This window comes from Puniceicoccaceae bacterium, from assembly GCA_040224245.1.
Lineage (GTDB): Bacteria > Verrucomicrobiota > Verrucomicrobiia > Opitutales > JAFGAQ01 > JAKSBQ01.
In genome coordinates this window covers 39,213-49,538 of the sequence record JBEGIR010000068.1, presented here as the reverse complement: position 1 = coordinate 49,538, position 10,326 = coordinate 39,213, and the positions used below count along the sequence as shown (strand labels likewise).

Sequence of the window (10,326 nt, the reverse complement as noted above, 5' to 3'; positions counted from 1 at the left end):
GTGTTTTACTTTTTCGGGATGGAGTCTAATTGCAAAATGTTGGGTGCAGTTGCATCTTGTCAACGTGGATTTCGGGAAGCGGAGAGCATTTCGAGGGCATGCATCAATTCGGAGCGAAGGGTGGAGAATCGGATAGGCTTGGGAATGAACCCGTGCATTCCGGCTGCCATGCATTTCTGTTTTTCTTCTTCCATCACTCCCGCCGTGATGGCCAGAATGATAGGGGCTTCTTCGGGTTTGCAGTTCGAGAGGATCCGGCGACTGGCTTCGTATCCATCAATTTCGGGCATTTGAATGTCCATGAGGATCAGGTCGTGTTGGTCGCGCTCAAAGCGTTCGATGGCTTCGATTCCATTGGAGGCGATATCGCAGTTGAGCTGCAACCGCTTCAGTAGCAGGCAGGCGACTTTCTGGTTAACCACATTGTCCTCGACGAGCAGAATCTTGAGGGACTTAGCCAGCTCGGGATCGATGCCATCGGCTTCAGAATCCATCGATGATGTGGGAGCATTTTGTCGTGAATGATCGCTGGGATGGGGGGCGGGCAGTTCACTGATTGGAAGGGGGAGGTTTACCCGGAATTCACTCCCCTGTCCGACTTGGCTCTGCACCGTGAGTGTTCCTCCCATTTGGTCGGTCAACATTTTCGAAATGCTAAGTCCCAACCCGGTTCCTCCAAAACGCTTGGAAGTGGATTGGTCGCCTTGAGAAAACGGTTTGAACAATTTTTGAAGGGTATCAGCGGACATGCCAATCCCGGAATCCTGAACACTGAAGACAAGGCTTCCGGGAGTTTCTGCAGAATGGGTGACCTCCACCCGGACGTATCCGCTCGGGGTGAATTTGATCGCATTGCTGATCAGATTGAGCAGTACCTGTCGGATGCGTATGGCGTCACCAGTTCGATGGTCGCACACTTCGTTCTGAACCGATACCGTGAGTTCTATCGGGCGGTTCTGCAGGGACGGGATGACGAGATCTACGACGTCATTCATCAGGGACCGGAGGCTGAAGGGTTCAGATTCCAGCTGGATTTCACCCGCTTCGACCTTTGAGAAATCCAGAATATCATTAATGATCGCCAAAAGGGCCTCATTCGAGATTCGCATGACCCGCAGCAAATCCTCCTGCTCAGAGTCGAGTTTCGTAAACTCCAATAACTTGCACATGCCCAGCGATCCGTTCAGCGGGGTGCGAATCTCGTGGGACATGTTTGCAAGGAACTGGGATTTGGCTTGCGAAGCCTGTTCAGCGCGAAGCATGGCCTGGCGCAGATCATTGTTTGCGCGATGGAGTTCGCGGGTCTTTCGATTCACCAGTTTTTGGAAATACTGAGCCCGACGCTGTAGACTGCGATTGAACCAGTGCACTGTCAGCGCAATAAAGACGAAGAGCGTAGCAGCATAAAGGGCGTAGGCCAAACCCGTGCGGTAAAAGGGAGGGAGAACCGTGAACTCGGTGGTAAAGACATCGCTGATGATGAATTCATCCTGAAGCAGGCGAACTTCCAGCTTGTAGTGTCCGGGTTGCAGAAAGGGGAGAGTGAGGCTGGAATCGTGGCCCGGTTTGGACCAGGCGGATTCGTGGCTGCTGAGACGATATTGGAATTGGGGGCTGCGCAGGGTATGGTAAGTTCCTGGGAAAAAATGAAAGGTGAGGCTGTTGGAGCGATAGGGAATGTGACGGATTTTTGAGAAATCATCACCCATGGAGTGGGCGATTAACTGGTTGTTTCGTGCATCAAAGACTCGAATAAGGTGGGGAAATGGGGGTTGTCTCGGGAGTCTTGGAAGCTGCGTGTCGATGCGGTAAGCGACCTTCTCTCCAGCGATCCAGACCGTATCCCCAATGACATTAAAAATGGGATGATTGATGCGCAACAGGCGCAGGGACTCCGTGTCATACTCCACTTGGTCGCCTTCAAGTTTCAAACGGTAGACTCCGTTCGCATACCCGATCCAGACAGTGCCATCTGCTGTTTGCACAACCCGTTGTGCCGGTAGTGGTGAGGCTCGCAGTGTGGCTTCATATTCAGAGTGCTCGAGAAAGGATCTGCTCTGTTCATCGTAGAAATGAAGGGTGCCACCCCCGTTCGACAGTACGGTCTGGCTTCCGATATTGCCGATCCCGATCCATTGGGGGTTTGCATCATCCCACAAGTCTATGATGTCGCTGTGAATGCGCTCCCCTTCGATTCGAATGTGGGCAACTCGATTCAGCCCCAATTCCACCCAGATCGAATCTGGAAATGTGCGATGCACGACGGAGGGATAACCTACAGAAGGAACGCGTTCAGAGAGTTCCTCCCACTGTTCCCCCGTCCAGCGAATCAAGGTCATTTGCTTTTCACCGAGAATCAGGAAGGTCGTCGATTCTGCATCGGTCGGTACGATGCGACTCACCTGCATCGAAGAGAGCACGGGAGTAATGTTTTCATCCGTGCTGCAAAAATAGAGGCCACTCCAGTTGCCGAACAACAAGCCGTGTGGTGTGCTATTCAAGGTCCAGATTCCGTAGGGTTGATCCAGGTTCCACTGCTCGTATCGCGTGAGGGATCCGGGGCTGTCGTTGAGGGGACGGTAGAGTTTTCCGTTTGAAGCAAACAAGGTTTCATTCTGGTGACGAATGATTTGTGGCCAGGATAGGGTAAGTCCTGCGCGGTGATCAAAGACCGACACGGGGTAGTTGTAGATCAAACGCACGATGCCTTCGCCTGAGGATATCCAGAGCACTCCGGGTTCATTCACCTCCATGTCCGATATGTTTCGAAAGGGTTCACCCTCCAGGTGCTTGAGGATATGGCCCTTCTCATTGAGAATGTACAGACCTGCCGACGGATGAGCGAAGGAGAGTTGATGTTCATCCAGTCGCAGCAGGACCGCTTCTGTTGCATTCTCCGGCATCGGAATCTCACTGTGCCAGTTTTCGAACTGTTCACCATCGAAGCGAAGCAGAGTCCCCTGACGGGTAATCGCAATGACAGAACCCAATGCAAGCTTCGTGCTGCTGGTGATGACCGGTGAATGCGAGGTTGAGGAATTCAAGACCTGCAGCAGTTGCATGGACTCCAGTTCCAGGCGTTCAGTTCCCCGGGTATCTGACGACACGTAAAGGGTGTCGTTGAGGGTGAAAATATGCTGGGTTCGGGGGATCTCGAAGTAATGGTTTTGACCGCTTTCGTGATCGTAGAAGATCAATCCGCGCTGTCCTTGAAAAGCGATACCCTCGGGAATGATGGCGATATGATCGATGCGGTTGTTCAACGTCCAGGAAGGAGCGCGCTCACAACGCAGGCTATCCGTGGTTAATGTTCCGTCTTCCTGCATGCGAAGTCGTCCCCAATTTCCAGCAGCTCCATAATAGAAGGTAGCGTCGGGTGCAGCGTGAATGAGGCTGAGGTTGCGCTGGGTTTCGGACGGGGAGAGCATGTCGATCCAGCTCTGATTGTCAAAAGCGAGCAGGGTTCCCTGCTGACTGACCCAGAGCATGCCGTTCGCATCACTGCAAAGCTGAGCTCCGGGGGACAGGTTCCCAATTTCTTCAAACGAATAACTTCGGAAGAACGGTTGACCCGCTTCAGTGCAGGATGCGTCGTTCACCCACAGCATTCCGCTCAGCAAGCTGAGTACAATGCCTGGGGTGTAGCGAATAGACATGCAGAAGCGGGCGATTTGGAGTCCACATCAACGGGAAGCTTGATGATCGGTCAAAAACCCGATTTCTGAAGTCATCCACTGCGGTTTCTGAATTCCGACAGGTGCTGTTCGCCAAGTTTGGATTGATCGTCCATCGGGATCAGTGCTGGGTTTTCAGCGGTGGCAGTTCACTGGACTCAAAGTAATTCCGCTTTTCCGTTGCTTCATCCATGAAACTGTCCTGTGCACTGAAGGTGCGCTGTTCCTCGGGGATGGGAAAGGTGGTGTAGGCGCCATTGGAGCGAAGCAACTTGGAGTTTGCATTGTCCTTCAGATACACCTCAAGGATGTGCTTGATACGGTCCCGGATTTTGGGGTTTTCGATCTGAACGACGGTTTCAATGCGACGGTAGAAATTGCGTGGCATCCAGTCCGCACTGCCCATGAGCAAGATGGGGTCCTGGTCTCCATTTTCAAAGTAGAAGATACGGTGATGTTCGAGGAAACGCCCCAGAATGCTGCGCACTCGGATATTTTCACTCAACCCCTTCAGTCCGGGTACGATGCCGCAGATGCCACGAATGATCAGCTCGATCTTCACTCCTGCCTGAGAAGCGGCGTAGAGATTTCCGATCACCTCCCGGTCGATCAGGCTGTTGGCCTTGACGACAATGCGTGCAGGAAGACCTGCTTCGGCGTTGGCAGCTTCTTGCTGGATGTACTTGCAGAGCATGGGCTGCAGGTTGAACGGAGCGACCAGGAGCTTTCGGAACTCCGGTGCACGCGAAAAGCCCGTTAGCGTGTTGAACAGTGTAGCGACATCGGTCGTGATCGCGGGGTTGGCCGTCATGTAGGAAAGGTCAGTGTAGAGCCGTGCTGTTTTGGGATTGTAGTTGCCAGTGCCCAAATGCACATAGCGGCGCATGCCATCAAGGTCTCTCCGGACAACCAGGCAGCATTTGCAGTGGGTCTTCAGACCCACGAGTCCGTAGACCACATGCACACCCGCCTCTTCGAGGCGCTTTGCCCACTGGATGTTGTTTTCCTCGTCGAAACGAGCTTTGATTTCGATGAGGGCGGTTACCTGTTTGCCGTTCATCGATGCTTTCATCAGCGCGTCGATGATGGGAGAATCCCCACTGGTGCGGTAGAGTGTTTGCTTGATGGCAAACACCTTGGGGTCTTTGGAAGCCATGTGAAGGAAATCGACAAAAGGCTGAAAACTGTCGAAAGGGTGGTGCAGCAGGTAGTCTTCCTTGCGCAGGGTATCAAACGAGATAGCCGCACTCGTGAGGGATGGAGGTGTGTAGGGCGTGAAGCTTTTGAACTTCAGCTCCTTAGCGTCCACCATGTCACAGATCGCGGTGATGCGCATCAGGTTGATGGGACCTTCCACCAGGTAAACACTCTCCGCGCTGAGGTCGTGGGTGCGCAGCAGTTTTTTGAGTTGATGTTTGGGGACGGTTCGCTCGATTTCCAGGCGCACTGCATGGCCGCGTTTGAGTTTGTGCAACTCTTCTTCGATGGTGTTGAGCAGGTTGTCGACCTCTTCTTCGTCAATGTAGAGGTCCGAGTTGCGCGTGATCCGGAAGGCCTGGGTTGACAGTACCTTGAGTCCGGGAAAGAGCTTGCTCGCGTAGTTTTTCACAAACGAGCTGATCAGCAGGTAGGAAATGCCCGGTTCGGAGGTTTCGCCGATCTGCACAATGCGTGGAAGGATGCGCGGAACCGGGACAATCGCCATGTGTGGATTGCTCTCTTCTTCCGGATTTTCGAGTTCCACCAGGATATTGAGGGACTTGTTCAGCAGTTGGGGAAAAGGGTGGGCCGGATCGATTGCCAGTGGGGTGAGCACCGGGAAAATTTCAGTTTCAAAGTATTCGCGAGCCCAGGTTTCCTCACGGTCGCTGAGCTGGCTGAACAGTTTGATGTAGATGTGCTCACGCGCGAGTTCGGGGACGAGCACATCATGCCAGCATTTGTACTGGTCCTTGACGAGCTGCAGGGTTACCTCGCGGATGCGCTTGAGCTGCTCAGCGGGACTCAGTCCATCGGGACCGGGTTCGATGTTCGAGCCAGACTCCACCTGCTGCATGAGACCTGCAACCCGGATTTCAAAAAATTCATCGAGATTGGAACTGACAAATCCGAGGTAGCGAACCCGTTCCAGCAGAGGGTACTTGGGATTGAGTGCCTGCTCAAGAACGCGACGATTGAAGGATAGCCAACTCAGCTCGCGGTTGAAGAAGGGGATGCGGCTCGAGGGTTTGTGCACGCCTGTGTAGGAGACAGTGCGGATGCCTTGCTGGTGATCGGTCTTTACAGGTTTCATGAATCGGAAAAACCTCAAGCCTAGACCTGAATTTACTGTTTTGCCAGCCAATCCGGTCGCTTTGCCTGTTTCAATTTTGGGACAATGGACTCCTGTTTGTTTCCGAAGGTTGGATTGGAACATCCAAATTTCTTTCTAAACCGCTCCCGGGAATCGCCGATCTCTTGTAATGCAATTCTTGTTTTCCGGATGCTCCGGATTCTTAAACTCATCACAATCATGAATATCGCAAAACGCCTTGCGGCGATCACCTTTACACTGGTGTTGCTGCCCTCGTCGGCACTGCACGCTGTGGATGCCTGGTGGATTACATTGAATGCTCCCAACTATACCCTGAGTGAGCATGTGAAAACCCGAAGCCATGCGGAGTTTCGATTCCCGGAAGCCGAGTTTTTGGGGTATTATCGCTTCAGCCAGAAGTTCAACACACGTCTTGGTAAAAAATGGACGCTGGGCACCCATCCGACCATCGAGGGGAGCCGCTCCCGCTCACAATCTGATTACAATGAAACGTATCGAATTGACCTGGAGTTGAATCCGAACCCCATCCAGTTCGGGGAGGGCGGACCCACGCTGGCACTGCGCAACCGTTGGGAAGTGCAGTGGAAGGAAGGGCGCGGCAGCGAGGTGTTTAATCGTGTGCGCCAATATACCACCCTGACCTGGCCCGTGAATCATGACCTCATCAAATTCTATCGTATCGGAAACGAAGTGTTTTATGACGCCGACCGCTCTGTGATTTCCATGAACCGCCTCTATCCGGTCATGCTCGGATTACCGATCTCCGATGCATTTTCCTGCTCGGTGTATTACATGTATCAGCGCAGCCGTGTGGGCACAAGCCACAGCTGGCGCACCACCCACGTGATTGGAACCAGCCTGAGTTTCTGATCTTTCCCTGATCAACCCCCTTCTGACTATGAATGCTTTAAAGAATCTGAAAATCCGCGACAAACTCATTGTATGCTTTAGTATCAATGTGGGTTTCATGGTGATCCTCGGGATCATCAGCTATGTGAGCGTCAACCGTATTCAAAACAATCTCGACGACATTTTTGCGGTTCGACTGCCAGCAGTGACCTTTCTACTCGAAGCCGACCGCGATCTTCACCAGTCCCTTATCGCGGAACGAACACTGTTGTTTACAGATCCAGAATCTACCGAGGTGGGTGAGCTTGTGACTGCCTTCGAGGAGAACAAACAACAAAGCCGTGATCGGTATGAAAGTTATGCGAATTTGATTACCAACGATAATGAGCGCGTGCTCGTTCCCCAGTTTCGCAAGGCCTACTCAGAGTGGGAGCAATCCGCAGAACAGGTAGTGAAACTGGCCTCCAGTCCGAAGAGCGAAGCGCGGGACGAAGCCATCGTAGCTTCGGTTGGAGCGGTGAATGAAAAGTTTGATCACATGCGCGGATATATTGATCGCGCTACCCAATTGAACCTCAGTGATGCGGAAGGTGCCTTCGAGAGTGCCCTGTTAACGTTTAAGGTAACGATCGCCATGTTGATCATCGCGATTGCGATCAGCATCGCCGTGTCGGTCTTTCTCGCATGGTTTGTGGCCCGCCTGATCACAAAACCACTGTCTGCTGCCGTTAAGGGACTCAAAGATGTGGCGCAGGGAGAAGGGGATCTGACCAAGCGTCTGGAAAGTGGTGGCAAGGATGAAGTGGGAGAGCTGACCCATTGGTTCAATGCTTTCATTGCCAACCTGCAGGCGATCATTCAGAAGGTGGCGGAAAACACACAAGCGACTTCGCAGGCATCGGATCATTTGCTTGAGCTTGCGAAGTCAACGACAGGCAATGCTTCGGATCTCGCATTGCGCTCTACGTCAGTCTCAGCATCGTCGGAGGAGCTGAGTTCAAGCATTGCGACCATCGCCAGTGCGATTGAGCAGTATTCCACCAACATCAATGTGGTGGCCACCGCTGCAGAAGAAATGAATTCGAGTGTGCTCGAAATTTCGCGCAACACCTCAAAGGCCAATGAGATGACATCCGAATCCGTCACCGAAGCCAACATCACGACGGAAAAGATGAAACTCCTGGAGCAGGCGGCCAATGAGATCACCAAGGTCACCGAAGTCATCAATGCCATTTCGGCGCAAACCAACTTGCTCGCACTCAATGCGACCATCGAAGCGGCCAGTGCCGGTGAAGCGGGGAAGGGATTTGCTGTGGTTGCCAACGAGATCAAGGAATTGGCACGACAGACTTCGGACGCGACCAACGAGATTCAGAATCAGATCGACAGCATCCAGAGTTCGAGTCAGAGCACGCTGAGCCAGATCAACAAGATCACCGAGATCATTCGCGATGTGGATTCGGTGGTGACCACGATCGCTGCAGCTGTCGAGGAACAATCGGTCACTACGCAGGAGATCAGTGGCAACATCACCCAGGCGTCGGATGGCATCGGTGAAGTTGCTCGCAATGTCAGTGCGGGTGCGGAGTCCAGCAATGCGATTTCCGACGAGATTCAGGAAGTGGACAAACTGGTGGGCAGTGTGAACCAGATGAGTCGGGATCTCAACACCAGTGCGACTCAGTTGCAGTCCTCTTCGCGCGAACTTCTCACACTGGTCGGACGGTTCAAGATTGCCTGAGAGGGCACGGAAACAACGGTCTTTGAGGTCATTTGCAAAAAACCCGCTCAAGTCAATCGAGCGGGTTTTTCCTTTGGTGGGAATCGCTATCTCCACGGTGTGTGAGTGGAATCTCTGATACTTGGTGACTGCATGCATGGGGCGCGGAGCTATGCTCATACAGGCTCTGGTTTTGTTCACTGAACAGAAGGTCTTCGCTAGCCGGAGACCTCAGTTACCTCACAAGATGCGGCATCGCGGTGAACGCGAGCCCTACGGAAACGTGATTGATGATCAGTGCTTTTAACAAGAATGGGTATCAATTGCGATCCGTATCAAAATGTGCCCGATGCGATGCGAAGTGCCGGATCGACACTTCGCTGATAGAGGTAGAGCTGGCACCAGATCCTTTTGCCGTCCTGGGTGTGTACTTCCCTCACGACTCGCCGGTATTCGCTGTTTTCGGGGTGGTATAAGTCAAAGCCCTCAAACTCGTCGAGAGCGCATAACAGGCTGTGGGCATCGAGCATGTCATAGATTTCTCCTGTCACCCACGCCTTTGCATCATTTGCATCCACAAGCGCGGGATACCAGTCTATGCGGTAGAGGTGACCGCGCGTGATCCCGGTTCCGAGGAAACGGGCATGGCGTACGAGATGCTGATGTTGGGCATGACAATGGTTTCGCTTCAGGGTGCCATAGACAAAGAGTCGGGTGCAATCGGAGAGAGCCGGTGCGTTCATCACAGAAGATTTGTGCTAGACGAGTCCCTTAAGCACTCCGGGCAATTGACCGAGCGTGTAGCGCAGCGACCCTGCGGTGGAGAGGTGGTCCTGGGATTGGGCATCGATCAGCAAATGAAATTCTGGACAGACATCCCAGGAAGGTGCATCGGGCATGGGGATGCGGAATTTTGAGCGATTTGGGAAAGGAACAGATGCGTCTTCTTCCGGGCCAGATGCACTGGAGTCGCTGCGTTGTTGCTGCAATTCTCCGATCATGCGTTTGGCAAGGTAGAGGGCAGCTGCAGACTTGGCGTGCTCTTCAGCAAGCTCGGGTTCGTTCTGGAAGCGAACAGGCATGCGAATGGCTTCCGGAATGTTGTTGGACTCGAGATAAAATCCGCCAATCTGACTCTGTGTCCATCCGATGTGTTCGATGAGCAGGGCTTCCATCCCCGACTCGGAGTCGGGGTTTGCTGCGAAGACCTCATGCATTTGATTAGGAAAGGCAGCCACAGCCACCAGGTAGCCAACACCATAGATGAGGCCAGAGATGTAGTCGGAGTCGCCCTGGCTTCGCACATCGGAGTAGCTCAACAACTCCCGGGTCATGATCGCGCACCCGATGCTCTGTTGCCAGAATTGCGTCCAGTCGACATTGGAGGAGTGTTCCGCAAAGCGCTGCATGTCTTCGAGCACCGGAGTCGCCAGGGCCATTTCCCGAATTTGTTTGGTTCCCAGGTAGAAAACCGCATCTTCGACGCTACTGACTTTTTCCCTCAATCCGTAAAAAACGGAATTGACCATCTGCAGCAGTCGAGAGGTCAGGGAAGGGTCGCGCCGGATGATTTCAGCGATCTGGCCCGTATAGTCCTGATCCGCATTGGCAAGGTCCTGAAAGGTGGAATTGATGCGACGAAGTGACCCGAGCCGCGGGCAGGAGCGGATGCGGTCCTGAATGAGATTTTCGTCGAGTGGCATGAGTTGCGAGTATGGCAATTCATCTGCGGGAAAAGTGCAAGTCAACATGCAGTCACAAACAGGGCA

General features: G+C 53.1%; 6 protein-coding genes. 2 read left to right on the top strand and 4 right to left on the bottom strand.

From position 1 onward, the window contains the following. Positions 1-59: 59 nt before the first annotated feature. Positions 60-3,656: an ATP-binding protein gene (locus tag ABQ298_11095; GenBank protein MEQ9824920.1), complete on the bottom strand. Its 3,597-nt coding sequence runs from the start codon at positions 3,654-3,656 to the stop codon at positions 60-62. 139 nt (positions 3,657-3,795) lie between these two features. Then, positions 3,796-5,967: a polyphosphate kinase 1 gene (gene ppk1 / locus ABQ298_11090; GenBank protein MEQ9824919.1), complete on the bottom strand. Its 2,172-nt coding sequence runs from the start codon at positions 5,965-5,967 to the stop codon at positions 3,796-3,798. Positions 5,968-6,186: 219 nt separating this feature from the next. On the opposite strand from ppk1, the gene ABQ298_11085 reads away from it, so the two are divergent. Beyond that, positions 6,187-6,858, top strand: coding sequence for a DUF2490 domain-containing protein (locus tag ABQ298_11085; GenBank protein MEQ9824918.1), 672 nt, complete (start codon positions 6,187-6,189; stop codon positions 6,856-6,858). A 28-nt stretch (positions 6,859-6,886) separates the two neighbouring features. Beyond that, complete coding sequence (locus tag ABQ298_11080; GenBank protein MEQ9824917.1) at positions 6,887-8,578, top strand: methyl-accepting chemotaxis protein; 1,692 nt, start codon at positions 6,887-6,889, stop codon at positions 8,576-8,578. Positions 8,579-8,892: 314 nt separating this feature from the next. On the opposite strand, the gene ABQ298_11075 is transcribed toward ABQ298_11080, so the two are convergent. Together ABQ298_11075 and ABQ298_11070 are read right to left on the bottom strand one after the other, a co-directional pair. Further along, on the bottom strand, positions 8,893-9,300 hold the full coding sequence (locus ABQ298_11075; GenBank protein MEQ9824916.1) for a gamma-glutamylcyclotransferase family protein: 408 nt from the start codon (positions 9,298-9,300) through the stop codon (positions 8,893-8,895). A gap of 15 nt (positions 9,301-9,315) precedes the next feature. Beyond that, complete coding sequence (locus ABQ298_11070; protein MEQ9824915.1) at positions 9,316-10,260, bottom strand: HDOD domain-containing protein; 945 nt, start codon at positions 10,258-10,260, stop codon at positions 9,316-9,318. Between the last annotated feature and the right edge of the window lie 66 nt (positions 10,261-10,326).

Bases quoted from the DNA above. Each gene is read 5' to 3' on its own strand.
- ABQ298_11095 (MEQ9824920.1), bottom strand. From the start codon at position 3,656: ATGTCTATTCGCTACACCCCAGGCATTGTACTCAGCTTGCTGAGCGGA.
- ppk1 (MEQ9824919.1), bottom strand. From the start codon at position 5,967: ATGAAACCTGTAAAGACCGATCACCAGCAAGGCATCCGCACTGTCTCC.
- ABQ298_11085 (MEQ9824918.1), top strand. From the start codon at position 6,187: ATGAATATCGCAAAACGCCTTGCGGCGATCACCTTTACACTGGTGTTG.
- ABQ298_11080 (MEQ9824917.1), top strand. From the start codon at position 6,887: ATGAATGCTTTAAAGAATCTGAAAATCCGCGACAAACTCATTGTATGC.
- ABQ298_11075 (MEQ9824916.1), bottom strand. From the start codon at position 9,300: ATGAACGCACCGGCTCTCTCCGATTGCACCCGACTCTTTGTCTATGGC.
- ABQ298_11070 (MEQ9824915.1), bottom strand. From the start codon at position 10,260: ATGCCACTCGACGAAAATCTCATTCAGGACCGCATCCGCTCCTGCCCG.